The organism is Alphaproteobacteria bacterium (genome assembly GCA_002869105.1).
Taxonomy (GTDB): Bacteria; Pseudomonadota; Alphaproteobacteria; order UBA7879; family UBA7879; genus UBA7879.
Map to the genome: position 1 here is coordinate 113,961 of PKTP01000003.1, position 19,555 is coordinate 133,515.

General features: G+C 40.0%; 20 protein-coding genes. 8 read left to right on the top strand and 12 right to left on the bottom strand.

The window, feature by feature from the left end:
- The first annotated feature begins 14 nt into the window (after positions 1-14).
- Positions 15-1,310: an RNA helicase gene (locus C0582_01445; protein ID PLX30199.1), complete on the top strand. Its 1,296-nt coding sequence runs from the start codon at positions 15-17 to the stop codon at positions 1,308-1,310.
- 103 nt (positions 1,311-1,413) lie between these two features.
- On the opposite strand, the gene C0582_01450 is transcribed toward C0582_01445, so the two are convergent.
- On the bottom strand, positions 1,414-1,767 hold the full coding sequence (locus C0582_01450) for a hypothetical protein (GenBank protein ID PLX30200.1): 354 nt from the start codon (positions 1,765-1,767) through the stop codon (positions 1,414-1,416).
- A 140-nt stretch (positions 1,768-1,907) separates the two neighbouring features.
- Between C0582_01450 and C0582_01455 the strand changes: the two genes are divergently transcribed.
- Both C0582_01455 and C0582_01460 read left to right on the top strand, forming a co-directional pair.
- On the top strand, positions 1,908-2,381 hold the full coding sequence (locus C0582_01455; GenBank protein PLX30201.1) for a transcription elongation factor GreA: 474 nt from the start codon (positions 1,908-1,910) through the stop codon (positions 2,379-2,381).
- A complete protein-coding gene (locus C0582_01460; protein PLX30202.1) occupies positions 2,382-3,365 on the top strand; it encodes a hypothetical protein in 984 nt (327 codons plus the stop codon). It begins immediately after the preceding gene.
- A gap of 51 nt (positions 3,366-3,416) precedes the next feature.
- Here the strand turns inward: C0582_01460 and C0582_01465 are convergent, their stop codons facing one another.
- From C0582_01465 to C0582_01500, 8 genes are all read right to left on the bottom strand, one after another.
- Complete coding sequence (locus C0582_01465) at positions 3,417-3,689, bottom strand: hypothetical protein (protein PLX30203.1); 273 nt, start codon at positions 3,687-3,689, stop codon at positions 3,417-3,419.
- 42 nt (positions 3,690-3,731) lie between these two features.
- Positions 3,732-4,115 carry a hypothetical protein gene (locus C0582_01470; GenBank protein ID PLX30204.1) on the bottom strand — a complete coding sequence of 128 codons (384 nt, stop codon included), beginning with the start codon at positions 4,113-4,115 and terminating at the stop codon, positions 3,732-3,734.
- Positions 4,116-4,500: 385 nt separating this feature from the next.
- On the bottom strand, positions 4,501-5,022 hold the full coding sequence (locus C0582_01475; protein PLX30205.1) for a hypothetical protein: 522 nt from the start codon (positions 5,020-5,022) through the stop codon (positions 4,501-4,503).
- A complete protein-coding gene (locus C0582_01480; GenBank protein PLX30206.1) occupies positions 5,007-6,362 on the bottom strand; it encodes a hypothetical protein in 1,356 nt (451 codons plus the stop codon). Before C0582_01480 ends, C0582_01475 begins: the two co-directional genes overlap by 16 nt.
- Before the next feature lie 113 nt (positions 6,363-6,475).
- Positions 6,476-7,021 (bottom strand): hypothetical protein, encoded by a 546-nt coding sequence (locus C0582_01485; protein PLX30207.1) that lies wholly within the window; start codon positions 7,019-7,021, stop codon positions 6,476-6,478.
- A gap of 80 nt (positions 7,022-7,101) precedes the next feature.
- Positions 7,102-8,748, bottom strand: a complete 1,647-nt coding sequence (locus C0582_01490) for a hypothetical protein (GenBank protein PLX30208.1) — start codon at positions 8,746-8,748, stop codon at positions 7,102-7,104.
- Positions 8,749-9,258: 510 nt separating this feature from the next.
- Positions 9,259-11,124: a hypothetical protein gene (locus tag C0582_01495; GenBank protein ID PLX30209.1), complete on the bottom strand. Its 1,866-nt coding sequence runs from the start codon at positions 11,122-11,124 to the stop codon at positions 9,259-9,261.
- 275 nt (positions 11,125-11,399) lie between these two features.
- A complete protein-coding gene (locus tag C0582_01500; protein PLX30210.1) occupies positions 11,400-13,310 on the bottom strand; it encodes a hypothetical protein in 1,911 nt (636 codons plus the stop codon).
- A 66-nt stretch (positions 13,311-13,376) separates the two neighbouring features.
- Here C0582_01500 and C0582_01505 point away from each other — a divergent pair, with 66 nt between their 5' ends.
- From C0582_01505 to C0582_01525, 5 genes are all read left to right on the top strand, one after another.
- Entirely contained in the window at positions 13,377-13,781 is a 405-nt protein-coding gene (locus C0582_01505; protein ID PLX30211.1) for a cytochrome c maturation protein CcmE, read from the top strand.
- Positions 13,778-14,794: a hypothetical protein gene (locus C0582_01510; protein PLX30212.1), complete on the top strand. Its 1,017-nt coding sequence runs from the start codon at positions 13,778-13,780 to the stop codon at positions 14,792-14,794. Before C0582_01505 ends, C0582_01510 begins: the two co-directional genes overlap by 4 nt.
- A 126-nt stretch (positions 14,795-14,920) precedes the next feature.
- On the top strand, positions 14,921-15,661 hold the full coding sequence (locus C0582_01515; protein ID PLX30213.1) for a hypothetical protein: 741 nt from the start codon (positions 14,921-14,923) through the stop codon (positions 15,659-15,661).
- 363 nt (positions 15,662-16,024) lie between these two features.
- Positions 16,025-16,441 (top strand): hypothetical protein, encoded by a 417-nt coding sequence (locus C0582_01520; protein PLX30214.1) that lies wholly within the window; start codon positions 16,025-16,027, stop codon positions 16,439-16,441.
- Between the two features lie 13 nt (positions 16,442-16,454).
- Positions 16,455-16,868 carry a hypothetical protein gene (locus C0582_01525; protein ID PLX30215.1) on the top strand — a complete coding sequence of 138 codons (414 nt, stop codon included), beginning with the start codon at positions 16,455-16,457 and terminating at the stop codon, positions 16,866-16,868.
- Here C0582_01525 and C0582_01530 read toward each other — a convergent pair.
- From C0582_01530 to C0582_01540, 3 genes are all read right to left on the bottom strand, one after another.
- Positions 16,795-17,502: an SAM-dependent methyltransferase gene (locus tag C0582_01530; GenBank protein PLX30216.1), complete on the bottom strand. Its 708-nt coding sequence runs from the start codon at positions 17,500-17,502 to the stop codon at positions 16,795-16,797. The genes C0582_01525 and C0582_01530 overlap by 74 nt on opposite strands.
- On the bottom strand, positions 17,468-18,721 hold the full coding sequence (locus C0582_01535) for a hypothetical protein (protein PLX30217.1): 1,254 nt from the start codon (positions 18,719-18,721) through the stop codon (positions 17,468-17,470). Before C0582_01535 ends, C0582_01530 begins: the two co-directional genes overlap by 35 nt.
- Before the next feature lie 67 nt (positions 18,722-18,788).
- The gene (locus C0582_01540) at positions 18,789-19,547 is read right to left on the bottom strand and encodes a hypothetical protein (protein ID PLX30218.1); all 759 of its coding nucleotides are present in this window, start codon (positions 19,545-19,547) and stop codon (positions 18,789-18,791) included.
- Positions 19,548-19,555: the final 8 nt, after the last annotated feature.

The window sequence follows — 19,555 nt, forward strand, 5'->3', positions numbered from 1 at the left end:
AAAAAATAATTCCATTGAAAAATTTGATTACCTTTTCTCAGACATACCTAAGCGATAGCCTCATTAGCAATTTAGATAAGCTCGGCTATGTTCAGCCCACACCTATTCAAAGCAAGCTTATTCCGAAAATCTTTCAAGGTCAGGATGTTTTAGGCATTGCTCAAACAGGCACAGGGAAAACAGCGGCCTATGCCTTGCCTCTTATTGATCTTATCTATCATAGTAGAAGGCGCTCTGGCATGGCCAGTTGTCTGATTCTTGTGCCCACGCGTGAACTGGCTGAGCAAGTTGCATCAACAAGCTTTGAGAAGTATGGTCGAAAACATCATATCAGAACAGCGACGCTTATTGGCGGCATGGCTCAAACCAAACAGCTTGGCGCGCTCTCAAAGGGAGCAGATGTGATTATTGCAACTCCAGGGCGCTTTCTTGACTTTTATGATAAAGGGAAAATTTTATTAGCTAATATAAAGTTTTTCGTTATTGATGAAGCGGATAGAATGCTAGATATGGGGTTCTTGCCTGACATGCAGCGAATCAACAATCTCTTGCCTCAAAGAAAGCAGTCATTGTTTTTATCAGCAACGATGTTACCAAGCATTCAAAAGTGTGCAGAAGAAATTCTTAGAAATCCCGTCGTTGTCAAAATCAAACCTTCTGAAACAGTCAATAAGGTTATTGAACAAAAATTTGTACAAGTAACGGCTGAAATCTCGAAATCTGATCAGATGAAGCGTCGCATGCTTCGTGATCTTATTAAAAAGCACGAAATTTCTAATGCGATTATCTTTTGTAACCGTAAAAATGATGTTGATATATTAGAGAAATCGATGAATCGCTATGGGTATAAGGTACGCGGCTTCCATGGTGATATCCATCAAAGCAAGCGATTGGAATACTTAACAAGCTTTAAAGATGGGCATATTGACTTTCTTATCGCCAGTGATATTGCGGCGCGTGGGATTGACATTGATGGACTCCCTAATGTCATTAATTATGATTTCCCCATGAGCTCAGAGGAATATATACATAGAATAGGCCGTACGGGGAGAGCGGGGATGTCTGGAAATGCCTGGACATTTTTAACCGATAAAGAATGTGCAAGAGCTAAAAAGGTTCTTCCTGAAACTTTGGACTTTATTAACTTATCTAAAGAAAGTGTCCCCAGTCAGAAACCACCTAAACCTTCAAATGAAAAAGAGACTCAATCAAATGAAAAAGAGACGCAATTGTCAGAGTCACCTACGGGCTTCGGAGGAGACACCCCCGATTTCATGTTAGCTAATTTTGACTTAAGCTTAATTGATTAACCCTATACAAGAGATATAATCTTAAAGCCTTTCCCAGAAGATTCAGACGTAACTTTGATGAATGAACATGAGGGGCTTTTATTTTCCTTATCTTGCATCATCTTTATACTTGCTTCAAGAATAGCAGATGTTGATGGTTTTTTATCTTTCCATCGCTCAAGATATTTTTTCTTGGCTTCTTCTGAGCTGTGCATGTCTGCACGATAAGTGTAAATTGCTCGGTGATGGCATCATCAAGGTGTGGCTGAGTGATCTTTATATGGTCGTTTTCAATAGTTAGGATGGATTTATTAAAAACGTCTTCTTGAACTTGTAGCTCTTTTTTCAAAAGAGCATTTGTTTTATCCAAAATAGACTGGGTTTCTTTTGTCGAACAAGAGAATCTATTGTCACATGCGCCCAGCGTAAGAAGGGCTAATATTACAAAGACGTGAAGGTGAGGATTTTTAAGGAACATTTTGATCTCTTTAAATTGATAATATTATGTTACGCTTACAATGAATAAACTCAAGAAAAAAATCTATTAGGTCTTAAGAATATATTGCTTGCGGTTATAATCTCTAATATATTCAATCTTTAATTATTAAATGTAAAAACATGAAAAAAATACCCATAACAAAAGCAGGCCTGAATAAAATAAGAGCCGAGTTGGAGAGGCTCAAAAATATTGAACGCCCCCTTGTTATTGAGGCGATACAAGAAGCACGTGCGCATGGTGATTTATCTGAAAACGCAGAATATCATGCAGCAAGAGAGAAGCAAGGCTATATTGAAGCCAGGATAAGGGACCTGGAGGCAAAAGTTGGGCTTGCTGAAGTTGTTGATGTCAGTGAATTATCTGGCAATAAAGTCATTTTCGGCGCAACGGTGACAGTGGTTGATGAAGATACCGATGAAGAAACGACTTATCAGATTGTTGGGGAAGAAGAGTCAAATATTAAGGAAAAAAGACTCTCTATCCAAGCGCCTCTTTCACGGGCGTTGGTTGGCAAATCTGTGGGGGACAGCGTTGAGGTTAAAGCGCCCAGCGGGACTAAGTTTTACGAAATCTTGAAAATTGAATTTATCTAAGTGACACAAAAGCAATCATGCTTAATCCTCACAAATGGACGTATTGGGACGGTTAAGCCTTGCCGAGCTCTTGCTCAAGCCCTCAACTTGCAGGTAACTGAACAATCACTTCAGATTCGGTTCCCGTGGTCTTTATTACCGGCCAGGCTTTGGATTTTCAGCCAACTGGCTTATAAAAACTTTAACTTTTCCTCGATCGCCTCCAAAGCAACTGATTTTCCTGATTATGTCATCACATCCGGGCGCACAGCTGTAAACGCCGGGATTGAAATTAAAAAAAGGGCTCAAAAAAGAAATGTGCTTACAAAAGCCATTCATTTAATGGATCCAAAATTAAGTCCTGAGTATTTTGATGCCGTGATATGCCCTGAACATGACAAGATATCGGGTAAAAATGTGATTAAATGTTTGGGAACGCTTCATGATCTTTCAGAACAAAAGCTTGATCAACTTCCGCTCAAGAGTCCATTTGAAAAAAATAAGCATCATAAAATGAGCGTCGGCGTGTTTATTGGAGGGCCGAGTAAGCATTTTATCTTTAATGAATTTGTGATGGATCAACTTGTGCAGGATATGCAAGACTTGTCAAAAACGTATCAGCTATTGATCACGCCCTCCCGTCGGACGCCTAAAAAATTAATGAGCGCCTTATATGCGACATTAGATGATTCCCACTATATTTGGTCAGGATCTGGAGAAAACCCTTATTTTGATATCCTGAAACAAAGTGATGCTCTCGTGGTAACATGTGACTCCGTGTCCATGATGAGTGAGTTTGCCAGTTTGACTACGCCCTTTTTTATTTATTACTTGCCGTCAAAAAGCCGGGGGAAAAATAAAATCTTAGCATTTGCAGATCGACTTTTAGCAGGAAAATATGGCCAACTTTACAGCAAAGAAGCCCTTTCAAAAAAACAAAAAGAAAAAACACCTCTTAAAATAATGCCCGGTGTTGTTGAGAGGTTGAGGAGCGCTCTAGGTTAGAGATCTATACGACGGCGGCTTCTCAGATGTTTTATTTATTTCTCCCGATGATTAAGGAGGGAAGCACTGCTCACTAAACCTCAAGCTCACAGAAGTGCCTTTTTTAGGCGAAGAAGATAGAGAAAGAGTGCCGGGGTTTCCATTGTATTTAGATTTTTCAAGCACTGTTTGGGTGTTAACAAGATCTAGGCCAGATAGATTTCCTAGACCTGGTGTTGGATCAATTTTTAGGCCATTAAGAACCTCTCCACCCACATATTGCGCCACCATGTTAATGGTCATGCGTTTAACGGCTCGCTCGCTGAAGGGCATTTCTGAGGCCATTTCGATCACCAATGGCTTATGGGGAAATTTTCGTGCTAAGATTTATTTTTGCGCTTCCACAGGCTTGATCAAATCTTGCGGAATAAGTTCATGCTGAATCTGCACATCCATACCATAGTGCCGGGCCAGTTGTACCAGACCAAGCGGGAAAATAGCGATTAATTTGTATTCAGGCACTTCGTATTTATATTTGGCTTTGTAGCCTTTCATTAATTGCTGAAAACTCTCTTCAAATGCTTTTGTTTTTCTAAAATATAAAGCTGCAATAACTTCTGTTAAGTGGATAGACCATTTTTTTTTATTTGAATAATAAGTACGAGCTAGATCAATTTCATTTGATATGTTTTGCTGGGCAAGCAGTCCTCTAAGCAATTTAAAAAGGTGAAGATTTTTATCGGCTTTGACTTTTTCAAGACAATCATTCATTTGAGGGATCAGATCAAAGCACCCACTAGATAAGCTTTGGATAAATTCGGACAGAGGTAAGTTTTTCTAATTTTCTGATTTGCGCCACACGGCCCTTACTAATTACTTACTATATTGAAAAAGTTCTCGGGCGGTGCGGCCAATGGCTTCTAGGTCATTTGGGTCAACGATTCTAGTGTGTCCATCACCGCCACCCGTGTAAAAACCAGGCTTCTTGACGATGGGGAACAGCTGGGTGTTGTCCTTGCTAAGCAATACATCCTTAGAATTATTTGAAGTGCTACGAAAGAAAAATACGTAGACCAATTGTTTTCTAGGGCTGTTTGGGCGGTGGCATCACTGATGTGGTGCTTTGTTCAGGTCTTAGATTGTGCTCTTCTGGAAACTAGTCTGCTTGATGCTGTGCTTTGAGTTTTTGATATTCTTCTTCGGCTTCTTCTTCGCTTTTAAGCATGTCTAAAAAGGCCTCAAAATCTTTTGCCAAAAACGAAACAGCTTCTTCTGTGCCAGCTCCTTCATGATTCCAAAACACCACGGGGGGATTATCTGTCTTGGGATCTTGGCGATAGTCGAAACAGAAATAGTTGCCGAATGGATCGACGGCGAAGGCAATGATTTTTTCTGGGAAAAACTCAGGAGGGTTAGAGAGCTCTTCCCAAATGGTTTCTGTTTCATAATTATTCTGTGATGCAGATAAAAATCTACCTAAGAATTTCATATCAATTTTTTTTAACGTATTATCAAAAAAAATCACTCGCTGATCTTGCGGGCAGCCATAGTCACATTCTGCAATGGTATTAATATATTTATTGGGAAATTTATATTTTGTATATTTTTGAAGAGTTTTAACTTCAATTGCGTCTAAGGCTCTAAGACAACTAGTAAAATTAATCATTCCGTCCCCCATAGAGACATCCCCCCTTGATGACCTGTTGTTTTATGAACTTTATGTGGTATTAACTGTAGTCTACCCATTTCTTGATGGTGATGCCACGTCAGGCCAGATATCCGTGGATTGCCTGCATAAATATCGCTCAGCTGCATTGAATTAAATTGTTCTTTGGGTATGTGCCCTGACTTAAGAGATGCTTTTAAATTTTTAGTAGCTTTTAGTATGTGATCAACCGAAGTTTCTTTTATCAAATCTCCCGTAATTCTAGTCTCAAAGATAACATGATTATCAAAGATAGGGAAAACCCTAGGATCGAATGGAACCCCAGTTTCTGGGTGGACAGTATTGGCAAGTTTGGCATTGGGGGCAGATTTTCCTGCGATGGTGTGAGATTTGACTTCACCCGGATATCTTGATTCTAGATGGCTTTCCATTGTTCTTGGGTGATAGGGCCGTTGATTAATGGCCGCGCCTTCAGCAGCCGCTGCCGCTTCTCCAGTTGCACCTTTAGCCGCAGCGGTTTCAACTTTGCCAGTGACTTTGTTAAAGCCGCGGGCGATCAATGCATCTCCTGCCTGATCTAGACGGGCTATTTTGCCACTGACTGTTTCAGCGAAATTTCCTACTTTCACTCCCATTTTGTTCATGAATATTTTCAGAACAGGGTTTTTGCTTAAGACATAACTCCAAGCTGCTTGAACAGACGGTGCGGCAATCTTAGCGCCCTTAGCAATGACTTTACCGCCAACAACACCAATGACAACTTCAAAACCCAAGTGGATCATGGCATCTAATGCAGCTTCTTCCTGTGGTTTGCCGGCTTTAATGGCGTCGTCATAAACAGTGTAGGTGTCATAGATGGCCCATGCAGCCATACCGCCCATAATGACAAACTGTAACCAATTGTTTTCAAGAGCGGTGGCAGCAGACACATCAGCTGTTTCTGGGTTAAGTCCCACCAAACTGGTCCCTAAAGCAGTAAGCATCCGAGATTTAAACTGAATATTGTCGATGAGTTCCTTGTTTAGAGTTTCTGCAACCTCGGCACGGAGTTTGTTTTTTTCCTCTTCAGAAAGGGGGCTTTGGGCAGAGCTCATTCGCTCTTGCATAGCGGCTTCAATTTTCTCGGTGCGTTCAACCAAGCTTGGCGTTAAAGCTTCGGCAATCACTTCAGCAGCAACGGCCCCGACAGCACCACTGGCAGCGCCAGCTCCCGGATCATCAGGGTTGCGGAGGGCGCCAGAAGCTCCGCCCACAATGGCATGTAGAAGCTTGTGCGTTAGATAGTCTAGATCAGGGCGGATTGAGCCAATTCCTTCCTGCCATGGCGCTGCTAACTTTACGCACCGCTGCATCCAATGCCGCGTTAGCAAGGGCTTTATCTGGCGCTTCTTGCAAAATTGTTGCCCTGAGTGGACCCTGAATTAGGGTTTCAATACCAATGCCTTTTAAGAGATCGGGAAGATTGTCAAGTCCGGCCGTTGGGATCGATCCCTAAATCACCTGCCACCTGTTGGCCCATGTATTGACCAACGATATTAACCGCCATTTGTTTAACGGCATCCGCATTGAAGGCACGTTCTAAAGCTTGATGATCACCTACAAACTCACCGGCAAAGCCGTGGGCTAGGTTTTTACTGATCGCTGTGAAGCCCGCATCCGCAAAGAAGGTAGCAGCTTCGCCAGTAGCGCCCAGCAAACTAGACCCCATGCCTTTGGTGAGAACTGCCACAGCAATTGCAATGGCAACACTTAGCGTTGGACTCAACGAAACCACTTCAAAATAGTCCGCATGATGAGTATTTTGAATTGGGACGATCTCGACCTCACCAGTATTTTTTGCAAGGATCTCTTGAAGGCCAGGAAGTGCTCTTTCCAATGGAACCCGGACCCTGATTTCGCCAGTTTTTGAATTTGTAAACGTCTCAATTGTAAGGGCGGGCTGACTGCTGGTTTGACCATCAGGAGATGGAAGTTGGTTGAATGTAAATGTACCACCTCCCTCAACACTCACAGGCAGAAATGTCTGATCAAATATTTGGCTAGATTTTTGGATGGTGCGGATATGGTTTTCAATACGTCGAAACTCGTCTTTTATGGTGGTAGATGTCGCTGCCGCAAGTCTGGCTCCAGGTACAGAGGAGATATGACAGTTCTACCTTCGGGGTTCACAAATTGTGTCCCCCAAGCAATTAACGGATTTGTTTTAGATAGAATAGAAGTATCTCCCTCTGATTTAATTATATCGGCGATCATTCGGGCGAATTCCTCATGTGCTTCTATAATTTTGCTACTCCAAAAAGTGTGTCTTTCGTAGCTAGAGTCGGTGCGTGCACTCTCGGAGGTTCCATTTAATTGAACCTGACCACCTTCTAAATAGGCACCTTCTTCTCCAGCTTCTATATCAGCGCCAGCAAATCTTAGGATTCCAGGTGCATTTAAATAAACTTTTAGACCTCCTTTGATATGGCTGAGTTCGGGCCGAACTGATCGATGACGGCTGTTATAATACTCCTTATAGGCTTCAAGAAGCTGGGCTTTAATATCGATATTGCGGCCTTGAATGACAACGCGGCCATTTTTTGCATCAATAAGAGCTGCGCTTAGAGTCGTATCGCCTTCCGGAGAGCTAACAACAATATCTCCCAGGGCTTCAAGCTTGGGTTGACTTTTAAGCTCTTCTTCAAACCCGCTCGGGGTCAATTTGCGTTCGAAAAGAGCTTTCAAATTGACGTTTTTTTTAAGAGAGAGGATAAGTATTTCACGCCCCTTAAGCTTGTCCTGTATATCAATATTTCCATCAGAAATGATTAAGATTGGCCCTTCTGAATTAATGGGGCTTCTAATAACGATCGGGCCTGATCTCTCATGCTCTTCCTGGGCCGGGACAATTGCTTGAGGGTGTCCTTTTTCTTCTCCAGAGGCACTTAGCGCAGGACCTGAACCATTTTCAAATGCTCTGGCGGGCGCTGCAACAAAGCGGTTGCCAACCATGGCCCCCGCATTTTGGTGCACCTCATCAATTAAATGGCAGGGGATGAATAAGGTTGGAGCAAGAACAACGTGGGTATTTATAAGCTTGGGGCTATAAAATAAAAAGGGCTTAGTTTTTTCATCGCTCCTGGATCGATTAAAGAGGGTTGCAAGAGAGGTTTCAGAAACTTCTTTAACGCCATGAAAGTAATTATAGTAGTATACAGAGGCTTGGCGATGAAGTTCCTGTACAAGTTCTTTATTAATGGATTGATTATGCTCTATGTTACCGCGCATTAATCTTTTTTGAACAGCTTCTTGCACCCACTCTATCAAGCGACTTGGGGGCATCAAAAAAAGAGCTGAGCCCTGATGGCGGGAAAATTGTCCATTAGGAGTACGTATAACCAGATGGTCTTTTAAACTTTCATAAAATGAACTGGCTTGATCTTGATCAAACCAAGTATCTTGAGTTAGAAAAACAAAAGGCGTGTTTTTTCTAAGCTGTGCATCAACTAATGGGTTAAGGGTGATAAAACCTTTAAGCGCATCCCAAGTTGTTGATTCAACAAGAGGAGATTTGGAACGAAGAAGGAATGGATTTTTTGACCCTAGAATTAGACCTCCGAGTCCAACTTTAACCAGTGCCTCTGAAGCAGAAATAAATCCCTCTAGCAAACGAGGGTGATCTAAAACCACATCTCCCCCAAAACTAGTTTGAGCTGGGAAGCTTTGTTGTGCTCCAGAAAAGTTGCTTGTTAATTTCATGAAATCAAAATATGAATTTGTCAGCAGGTATGGTGACTCGAGGTTTCTCCTCCACACCATAGGATCATATGAACTTGGGCCACTGTTGTAACTCCATTTGCATACATATCTACTTTCTCGGGGGCATGATCTACGTTTGAGCAATCGACCTGGGAGATAATGAGAAGAATCAAAATCGATTTTAGAATCTAGGAGAATAGATCTCTCTATCTTTTTTTGGTGGAGCCCAGTTTTAACATCAACACTTGTTATATTTACTGGTGGACGAGTCGTTTGAGCATGAAATATGCTGGCTTTATTTTCTAGGCTACCCCCTTCTGTAGTTAAAAACTCTAAGGCCCGAATTGTGGATGGATCTGAGAGGACAAATGGTTTCCAGTCATATCCGTCAAACCTATATTCTGTATTAAATGTTCTATGAATTCTGCAGTCATAAATGCTGGAGCGAGCTAAACCTTTTGTAAGAATAGCTGGGCTATTAATAAGTTTATTGAGAGCAATTTGCAATCTCTAGGCATGTATGGATCCGGCTACTACATATGAAATATCTGTTAATCTGAGTTCAAGCTCCTTTGCCTTTAAAATTGATTTAAGTAAAAGGGGGCCTAAAATCTCTAATTTACCTTTTATATCTATGCCAGAGTTGTTGGGAATATAAAAAGGATCTCGATGAATAGCTAAGTCATCATGGCAGACGTTATAACCGAATAATCCATGGAATATATTGGTGGAAAAATTACATTCATAATAAGTTGAAAAAACGTCATAAACTGGATCCGGTATCAAGCGGCCAATCTTTAAGGTGTTGGGCGCGCGAATGGCACCTTTTTTGGCAAGAACATAGCCCTGTTCTAAATCAAAGTGCTTGGCATAAATATCAATCTCTCCATCTCCTTGGCGTAGATCAATCAAGAAAGAACGTCTGATACGGATTAATGTTTTATGACCAAAGACTCGTAATCCTTCAGCCTTTAAGATGACTGTTTTGTCATGATAAAAAGGATCTAATGAAATTTCATAGTCGTACCTATAACTGTGAATATCTGGGGTCTTAATAGGGGCATATAGTGCATCATATTCCTTTTTAGCTTGAGAAAGATCATGAGGAACGCCGGGCTCAGCAAACTCAAGCACGCCTCCTAAAGTGAAATTCTCACCTAGTCTAAAATGATTACGGGGGGCATTCTCCCCGGCCATGTCTGGTCTGATTGGATGCAGAAGCACTCGTAGGCGTCCCACATTCTCCAAACCTCGCTCAACAGAAATGGAATTTGCTGAGGTAAACATATATGGTGTAATAATTTGAGAGTTTTCAATGAACAGCTTTCCTGGTTTCTTATCTAGATAGCCATGAGATTCCAGGGCCTCTATCAATGCCCCTGGTTGCTCTAGTTGGTCAGGGGAAACAATGCTTAATAGGTCATTTAGTGGCTTTGCATCTAAAATATGTAGATATTCTTTAGCTTCAATAAGGCTTTTAGTTATATAATACTCACTCCCATCATTTGGATGACCCGGGGGTCTGATAAACATATCGTTACCAGCCAACGTGCCTAATTCAATGTTCCTATTGGGCTTATGTAAATCTATTACGGAACGCATAGCGCTGAAGTCTAGAAACGCTATTCCTGCACTGCCAATCAAACCTGTATTCTTGTGTTCGCCCCCGCCTTTTGTTAAGACCAGTAAATTAGAAGCGCCTATTTCCCCCTCATTCCTTAAATTATCTACGGATAGGAATAGATTTTTTGCTTTGAGTGTATTTGTTTCTAATTGATCCAGTTTCTCGGTCTGGATTGTGGCGCGTTCAAAAACAGTTAATTCGCCGTAGTTCAATAAAAGATGTGTTTTTAAGTCTAGTACATCCACACCAATTTTACCATTGAAGAGCGCGTTGGTAGATGACAAATTTATTTGCCCGTACTGATCACTGCTTTCAAGTTCAACGGTCCCATTGAACCTGATATCATAGGATGGTACTTCGGTTGTTTTTGGAGTATGAATTTTGAGCTTATCTTTATGCCAAGTGAAAAAAAACCGTTCACCTTGGCCATCAAAAATTTTAAAATCAAGGCCTTGATCGGTGATTGCGGTTTCTGTAAATCCACCAAATCCACGTTGATAAGCCCTATTTTCTTGGGGAAATAAACTTAAGTCTTCAGGAGCTTCTAGAACAGTAATGCCGAGTTGTTGTTCATCAAGAGGAGCAACACGAACTCTTAATATTGAATCATCCTGACCAAGCTCTACGGAAATCTGCCGGATGCTGGCAGATAGATAAAACAGCTGTTGATTAAGGAGGAGGGCGCAGAGACAGTAGACTGTAAGCTTTTTAAACCACAACTTACAAACGTGGGCTATTTTGAAAAACATCATATCTTTATTTTTAACAAATTATTTAATGATAGCTTATTTACGAAATGACAATAATAAAATTAGATATTTTAGAAGATTTCAAAGAAAGTTATTTTTGGAGCGCATGCAAAAGCAATCGAGGACGAGGCGCAGCTAGTTATCTAGCACGGCCCCAGATATTCTTCAAGAAAACAATTACTCCTTTGCCCGGGTGCAGGAGTAAGGGTGAGGATACCTGGGTGTAGCTTGTGTATTAACAAGACCCAATTTCAAAGAGGCGCTACAGCTTCAAAAATTTAACTGATTTTTGCGTAGTCAAGATTGGGCATAATATATATAGATTCTAAAATATTTTCTTTTACCAGCTCACGAAATCTTTTTATATCCTCAGAATTAAGAGCCTCGGCCGGCAAATAAGGTTTTTTAATGGTCAGTTTATCAATAATAAGACTATCTTTATTTTCTCTCACCATTTCGCGATTTATTCTTATGTATGGCGTGTCAACTGATATATTAAATGCCTCTCCACCAGGTATTGACGTATTCTTAAGCCGTGTTTTTCTAAAAAGAGTTTTTGGAATCCCAAGTGACATATCGTTAACTTGTTGTTCCGAATTAAACAATATTTTTTCAAGGCTTTGATATCCTAGTGGAATACCAGGACCTAGGTTTGTTTTTTTAAAATATTGCTTCTTTTTCATAGTTATTTTGATTTTAACAGTTTTCACATCACGGGAATTGAGATTTGGTAAAATCATTTTGGCGGCATCTTCATCTTTTAAAGGCTCTGCTGTTATGTAATCAAATAAATATTCTTCAAGGGATTTCTCTGACATATATAAGCTAAGTCCGGTTATAAGCGCAGCATCATGTCCTGTTGCCTCATAATCGATTATGTGTTGTGCTGGAGAAGAGTCAAAACGAATTGTATGCTCAATTGCTACGCCGTTTTTTTCTGGGTTTACCGCCGGGCTTTTCTGATACTTCTGTGCATCATTTCCCCCAATAATCAACACAGGCCGATCGGCCACATCAGGAAAAATACCTTGTGCCATGCTCACTGCATTTGTTGGATCAACCCAATACGTCTTACCCGTTTGACTTTTGAGCCTGACAAATACGTGATTAAAAGATTGGAGGAGAGGGAAGACCTCTGGAACCAGTATATTATTAAATCCCCTATAGACCAAAACAAAACTTGTCTCGTATCCCAACTTTTGAGCAATAGAGGCCAGCATGACAGAAAAATCCTTACAGTCCCCAGTTTGTGTTTCAACGATTGTCTTTAGATCTCTTGGAAAAATTTGATTCTTGACTGTGCGCCAGTCGCCTAGATAGTGAAAAAGACGAATGATCTCAGACGTGATCATATTAATTTGTTCAACGTCTCCTTTTACTTCTGAAGCTTTTTTCCAAATAGCTTCAAGAATCGGCGGGTGTTTTTGATTCATAACTGACTGATAACCCGGCAACAGTTTACCGCTAAACCGATTCCAGATTTTCTCTGATGACACATCAACCCAGGTTAATTTTTTAGGGTTTGTAAGAGAGCCCTGAGGCTCATTGACTTTCAAACTGGTAAAATCTTTATTCTTTAGATGAATAGAGAAACCCTTCATCGATTGTTCTGGGTTAACGTAAGAAGTCTCTAATATATGATGGGGGTCATTGATATCAACGTATAAGGGCATTTCTGTTTTAATATTCACCACGCAGTGTTCCCAAATGCCGATCTCTCCAAACGAGAGTGAAAAAGAAGCAAAATTTGATAAAGAGGGCTCTAGAACCTGTCTTTCAAAGATCAGCTCAATTTGCGCATTTACCCCAAGTTTTGGGAAGGCTATGGACACCTTGCGAAGTTCATCAAAACCTAACTCAGAACTGGCGATCGCTTTATCAACAATGTTGTTCTCACTCACCTTGTAAGATGTGCCTTTGTCATTTGTCTGTGCTTTTAAGATTTTTACTTTCTCAGAAGATCCATTATAAAAGATTGGATAAAGAGCAAGCTGATCACGGCCACTCTCATTTAAAATAGTCATCTTTATATGAAAACGTTCCTGATACGTTCCATCTTTTTTTATATTAATATCACGTTGAAAAAAATTAACAGCGACGCCAACATCTTCTCGGGTTGCCCACCGGCTATGAGCATCAAAAAAAGAAATTTGAAGGAAAGCTACAAATAAAAAAAGAAAACGCATCATTCTGCCACCAGTGATTATATTTTAATGAGGCTACCGCAACTCCCTTTAATTTGCTAGATTAATCTCATGAAAATCTGGGTCAAAAGAGCTCTCATTTATACACTTTTTTTAATGGCTATTTCAGCCGGGATCTTCATGATTTTAGCCGCTTTTAGAGATAATATGATGTACTTCCTTTCGCCAAGTGATCTGCATTCTAAGCATCGAAGCAATAACCTTCAAACGGTTCGTTTAGGCGGCCTTGTTCAAAAGGGGTCTGTAAGAAGGGATAAAAACGACAAACTTTTGTTTGTTGTAACCGATCAAGTTCAAAAAGTTAATGTGGAATATACAGGCTTCATTCCATCCCTCTTCAGAGAAGGGAAGAGCGTTGTCGTCATTGGCCAGTGGATTGCCCAAAATAATCTGTTAAAAGCCACAAAAATTTTGGCAAAGCACGACGAAAATTACACGCCGCCGGAGCATGCATGATAGAACTTGGCCTTTATAGTTTTATATCTGCACTTATTGTTTGTATAAATCAGGCGCTCACTCTGATGCCCTCAACTTCCTTTAAAGTTCATTATCGTTGGCTTGTTTATGCTCAATTTGGGTTTGAGATTCTTTCTTTTTTTTGTTTGATATGGGCTCATGTGACTTCAGACTTTTCAGTGAGTGTTGTTGCCAACAATACACATAGCTTGATGAGCCCCACCTATAAGTTGGCAAGTGTTTGGGGCCAGCATCAAGGATCGGCTTTCTTTTGGTTTGTTGGGATTTCTTTTGTAAGCTTCTTATTTCTTATCATTGAAAAACAAATTCCAGGCAGACAAATGGCCATCATACAAGGAGTTCAGAGCTTAATCTTGCTTCTGATTGGGTCTTATATTTTAATTGTAGCAAATCCTTTTGAACGCTCTTTGCCTTTTCCAATGGAGGGAAATGGATTGAATCCTCTATTGCAGGATCCAGGTTTAACGTATCATCCACCCGTGCTTTTTAGCGGTCACTTTTTTTTTACATTGTTGTATTCTTTAGCCGTGACGCAGCCCTTTAACGGTAGCCATTATAAGGGTGTTGTACGACGATGGACCTTAATCTCCTTTGCTTTTTTAACACTCGGTATCAGCCTTGGTAGTTTTTGGGCTTACTATGTTCTTGGATGGGGAGGGTGGTGGTATTGGGCCCCAGTTGAAGCGGTTTCACTTTTCCCATGGCTGATTTTATTGATGAGTATCCATGCGCAAGGGGCTCAAAAAAATGTGAAACATCCCCGATCGTTTGCTGCTATTTTGAATGTCTTGGCTTTATTATTTTCTGTCCTTTCAACCTTAATTGTCCGTTCGGGATTATTAACCTCTGTTCATAGCTTTGCGATCGATGGTATTGGAACGATTTATTTAGCGTGTGTGTTTTTGATTCTTCTAATATTTGGTTTAAGAAGCACCATTAAAAAAGGATTGTGGACCTTCAACTCCCCTTCAACAGATCAAATGAAAGGGTGATGAACCTTCATATTACATGTTTGTTACGCGCTCTTGGTTGTGTTACTAGGCGTTTTAGGACCGGTTATATTTAAGATGATGGGGGGTGAAAATTTTTAATTAGGCCCAAGATACTTCAGCACCTTATTGCTACCGGTTTTTTTCTTTTGGGTCATTCTGCTGCTATTTTATCACTTTTCTCTGACTCAAAAAAAACTGGTCAAGAAAAGAGCTGTTGTTCTCTTGATTATCTTTTTATCCTTTTGTCTTTTGTTAGGCTTAATTTGTGGAAAGGTCTTCAAATCACTATCCCTTATAGAGCTTGTCTTGACGGTTGTGATGCTGTTCTTAGGGGTTGGCATTGCTCTCACATCCGTTATCTTAGGGCTCTCAAAAAATGGTAAATCAAAGAATACCCGCTTGAGTCAATTTTTGAGCCATTTTGGATTGGGAATCTTTATCATAGGATTGACGGGTGCTTACAGCCTTGAACAGGAAAGTTATGCAGATGCTGTGCCAAGCAAGCCTTTATTCATTCACGGAGATCAATATACAATTGAAGAACTATATAAAAATCCAGAGCTGAACTCCCTTTCAACTGTCGCTTCAATCAAATTAAAAGCGGCTCTCTCAGGCAACCATGCAATAGTCCTTCCAGAGAGACGCTATTTTTATCAAAATGATGCTTTTTTTCCTATTTCGGCAATGGTTTTTAGTAGATTGATTTTATATAATATAACTTTAGGTGAACCCAACGATGATGGATCGTGGCAAATCAGAGTAAAAAAAAAGCCCTTTGCTCCTACTTGTGTGGCTTGGCGGGGTTTTCATTTTTATTGGCTGCATTGTTGGCGTGATAATCAAAAGGGAGGAAGACAGGGTCTATGAGAAAAAATAAACTTACTCTTATAGTTGTGGCAGCCTTGACGCTTACCGTTATGGCATCAGCCCTTCAACAGCTCAGCAATAGAAAAGCACAATTTGTGCCTGAAGGCGACCTTCTTCAAACTCTTGCGCCATCAAAAGCTGACTATTTAAAACATCCTACAAAAAAGATCAAAGGCCCTTGCATTGTTCTTTTTATTGCGTCTTGGTGTCCCCATTGTCACGAAATCCTTGCAGATTTAAAGGGGGTCAACCTCCCCATTTGGATTGTGCTTTATCATGATCGGGCACCTTTAACAGACAAACAAAAACAGGTTGCGCAGGGCGTTTTCAGAGATGTCTCTCTGAGCCTTTCTCCTAAGTGGCATGTTAAGTCAATCCCCTCTCTTTTCATTATTAATAGCAGGGGAGAAGTTGACTCAAAATTTGATGGGTCTTTTAGAAAAAAAGGTCAAAAAAAATTTAAAGAATCTCTTAGAAAGGTTCAAAATGCGTGACTTTCAACAAACAGTCATTGAAATTGGGAAAAAAGTTAAATGCTTATCTTGTAAAGGCCAAACCATCGATGCGTCTTCCTCACCTTCATCCTTAAAACTGCGAGAGGTTATTAAAGAAAAACTGCTGGCAGGGGAGAAGCCAGGTGCCATATTAGAAAGTTTTCGCAAACAATATGGAGAAGAGATCATGGTTAATCCCCAGGTGACGCTATCTTCTATCTTTTTTTGGGCTTTGCCGCTTCTTTTTTTGATAGTGATGCTCACCTATATTTTGCGAAAAAAATGATCCTTATTATTATATGTTTTCTTCTTTTATTATTGGTTTTATGGCGGGCACATGGATATCAAAAAACCATGATTTCTCTGTCTTTTATAGGCATTGGGGGGCTTTTATAGGCATTGGGGGGGTGATAAGCATCGCGATCTATATGATTTTTGGTCAACCTGGATTGCCGGACTTTCCTTTTCACGCTCTCAACAGCCCCACATCCGAGGTTTACTTTAGAAAGGTCTCTCAACAAAAGAAAATCATTGAGGCCCTCAAAAGAGAGCCAGACAACGTGCGCCTATGGAAAAATCTTTCAGAAACATATCAACGGATAAACCAAGCCAAAGCTCAGAGCCACATTGATAAATATATTATTTTTCTTGAACGTCAGCTTCAGGAAGCTTCTTCAATTTCAAAAAGCGCGCATATGCGCCATACAAAGTAACATCTTCCTCAATCTGGAAAAGATTTGATTTTTCTAGTTTTTCAAAGGTTTGCTCACGATAGGAAACATGAAAAAAATTCAACCAGTGATCATGAAGCTTACGAATCATGAGTGGCAAACCTTTAAAGTCATGAAAATCAATAATATATAAAGAACCATTATTTGCCAGATTATTCCAAATAGCCTTAAGAGCTCCTTCAGTATCAGGGATCATCGAAAGACTGTATGAGCAAAATGCAGCTTCAAATTTTGGGAAATAATTTTTTTCAGCATCAAAATTCTCAGCTGCCTCACAAATGAAATGTAAATGCGTGTCCGAAAATCTTTTACGCACTTCAGCTTGATAAAGTAAGGAGTCGCATATGTCACATCCTACCAATAGAGGTACAGGAGTGGCTTCGTGCATAAACTTGTTCAACTTAAAAAGATTTCTGCCAGTTCCACAACCAACTTCTAAAATGGAACGTGGATGATCTTTTGCAATTTGTTTAAGTAAAAAATCCCTGCCAAGAAGATAAAATTTACGCGTTAAGTTATAAAAGGGGGATTGGAATTTATAGATGCTATTCATCAGGTTTTTTTGTCTTGATGACATGTTTTTATCCTCGAACTTCATAACAATGAAAGCCACCATAAACTTTCAAACGGTCTTTTTTGAAAAGAGTACGGGACTGCTCTTCATGGTAATACAGTTTTTCCATCAAATGGACTGGTAATTGATCTGCTAAATAAGATTTAAGGGTCCCCGTTCTAAATATGATCCGCGCGCCAGGGCCGCCAACACTAATTATATCTTGCCATAATGCGGTGATATCCTCTTTACTCATCCATTCTTGAGCATCCAGAAGAACAAAACGGTTATAATCACCAGGGTGGCTATCAGCGACTTTTTTCACAATTGATCCATAAGAGTGGTCTAATTTTTGATGATTAAGCTGTTGCTTGATGAGATCAAAGTTCTTCTCTTGAAGGTATAAGGGGAGGGCCTCTTGGCAATCTAAGTTATACTGAGCAAGCAAAATCTGCCAGGCAAAATAATTTCGATAGCAAGGTGTATCTGTAAGCGTTTGCCTGACGCGCTCGATAAATAAATCTTTTAAACTTAGATTTGTTTCATCTTGTAATATTTTGATTTGATTTGGATGCACGCCCAGAAATGCACATAAAGCAGGAAGTTTAAAAAGCAAATGGCGCCAACGTTTCAAAATTTTTGGAAGAATAATGACATCAAAATAGATAGTTTGTTCTTTTGTGTCTGAAAATTTAAGAAACTCACGCACACGAGACCGTTTAATTCCTAAGAGTGGAAAAATTATACGCGCCACCAAAGCTGCTTTACTTGCTGGATAAAAACCTTTTTCAAAGATATCAATTCTATGTTTGTATCGCTTACAAAGCTGTTGCATTGGACTTTGCCAATAATGCTTTTCTTCCTCAGACAAGTGAGGGGCTATATGGTGTTGATAAAACAGTATATTTTGCACACCTTTGCCAACGGCCATAAAATCAAACAAATGCTGATATGTCGGGGCAGCGCGCGCAGCAACGGCGCGAATTCTAGCGATGTGCAGATGATCTTGCTGAATATCTACTAAGGACACTTTTTCAGGACATTTTGTCAAATAATTAAGCCCGTTACAGCCCCCTGAGCTTATCGCAAGAACCTTTGAATTTTCTTCAAGTTTTAATGCCGCTAAATCAATTTCAGGATCTTCCCAAATTTGATTATACAAAATGCCCTGAAAAGCTTTTGAGAAAAATTGCAAATGGGGCACGTAACGATTTCGACGACCAGAGTAAATAGCTCTTTTAAGGGGAGACGAAAACGTTTTTTTGGGCATAATTTTCAGCAATAATTAACACCAGCAAGCTAGCTGATTTGCTATTCTTATGCAACTAGAAGATTGAGAGCGACTTTTTCTATTTTTTAGCGTGCTCAATATTTTTAAGAATCACTTTGTACTTATGGTTTTTCTTATTGAAATATTCTCTGAACAATAAAAATGTTGGAAGTAGAGGGTTTAATAAGGCGCAAAAATAAAATAAAAATGAGTTAGAGGCCTTCAGCTCTAGGTGAATAATATTTGCCCCAGATCGTCTGGCCATATCGAGCAAATTCTTGCTCCAGGGATGTTCTGCCACTTTCATCTTCTTCCATTTAAAACGCGCAACTTCACCAGATGGGAATGCGGCTAGTGTGATGTTGTGATTTAAAGTTCCCATAATTGTTCGCACAGCTTGGATGCGCTTATGAGGATCTTCCGAATAGACATCAATGGGTATCACGAGTTGCTCAATCTCTGGAATGATTTTGATGAAGTCATTTGCTAAGAATTTAAAATTAAACCCTGCTTTATAAAGGATATCAATTAACATGAACACTTCTAGGAAACCAGTCGCATGATTGCAGACAACTAGATTTTTTTGACCAACATAAGGTTGAAGTTGACCTGAATCAAATTCATAAGTAATGTTGATATGCTTAAGTGCATAGCCAGAGATTTCAGCAATTTTTAACGATTGTTGTTTTGCTTCATAGACAAGGTTATCGGCTTGATATAAATAGAGAAACTTACAAATTTTGTTTTTCAGCCCACGAGGTAATTTGATCCCTAGGTTTTGGAACACTTGATCAAATTTTTGGAACACTTGATCAAATTTTACGATTTTAAAGGACATATTTTTTT

Excerpts from the sequence above, each read along its gene's own strand:
- C0582_01450 (PLX30200.1), bottom strand. The coding sequence starts at position 1,767 with ATGTTCCTTAAAAATCCTCACCTTCACGTCTTTGTAATATTAGCCCTT.
- C0582_01455 (PLX30201.1), top strand. The coding sequence starts at position 1,908 with ATGAAAAAAATACCCATAACAAAAGCAGGCCTGAATAAAATAAGAGCC.
- C0582_01465 (PLX30203.1), bottom strand. The coding sequence starts at position 3,689 with ATGGCCTCAGAAATGCCCTTCAGCGAGCGAGCCGTTAAACGCATGACC.
- C0582_01470 (PLX30204.1), bottom strand. The coding sequence starts at position 4,115 with ATGAATGATTGTCTTGAAAAAGTCAAAGCCGATAAAAATCTTCACCTT.
- C0582_01475 (PLX30205.1), bottom strand. The coding sequence starts at position 5,022 with ATGGGGGACGGAATGATTAATTTTACTAGTTGTCTTAGAGCCTTAGAC.
- C0582_01480 (PLX30206.1), bottom strand. The coding sequence starts at position 6,362 with ATGCAGCGGTGCGTAAAGTTAGCAGCGCCATGGCAGGAAGGAATTGGC.
- C0582_01490 (PLX30208.1), bottom strand. The coding sequence starts at position 8,748 with ATGAAATTAACAAGCAACTTTTCTGGAGCACAACAAAGCTTCCCAGCT.
- C0582_01495 (PLX30209.1), bottom strand. The coding sequence starts at position 11,124 with ATGATGTTTTTCAAAATAGCCCACGTTTGTAAGTTGTGGTTTAAAAAG.
- C0582_01500 (PLX30210.1), bottom strand. The coding sequence starts at position 13,310 with ATGATGCGTTTTCTTTTTTTATTTGTAGCTTTCCTTCAAATTTCTTTT.
- C0582_01505 (PLX30211.1), top strand. The coding sequence starts at position 13,377 with ATGAAAATCTGGGTCAAAAGAGCTCTCATTTATACACTTTTTTTAATG.
- C0582_01510 (PLX30212.1), top strand. The coding sequence starts at position 13,778 with ATGATAGAACTTGGCCTTTATAGTTTTATATCTGCACTTATTGTTTGT.
- C0582_01520 (PLX30214.1), top strand. The coding sequence starts at position 16,025 with ATGTTAAGTCAATCCCCTCTCTTTTCATTATTAATAGCAGGGGAGAAG.
- C0582_01525 (PLX30215.1), top strand. The coding sequence starts at position 16,455 with ATGTTTTCTTCTTTTATTATTGGTTTTATGGCGGGCACATGGATATCA.
- C0582_01530 (PLX30216.1), bottom strand. The coding sequence starts at position 17,502 with ATGGTGGCTTTCATTGTTATGAAGTTCGAGGATAAAAACATGTCATCA.
- C0582_01540 (PLX30218.1), bottom strand. The coding sequence starts at position 19,547 with ATGTCCTTTAAAATCGTAAAATTTGATCAAGTGTTCCAAAAATTTGAT.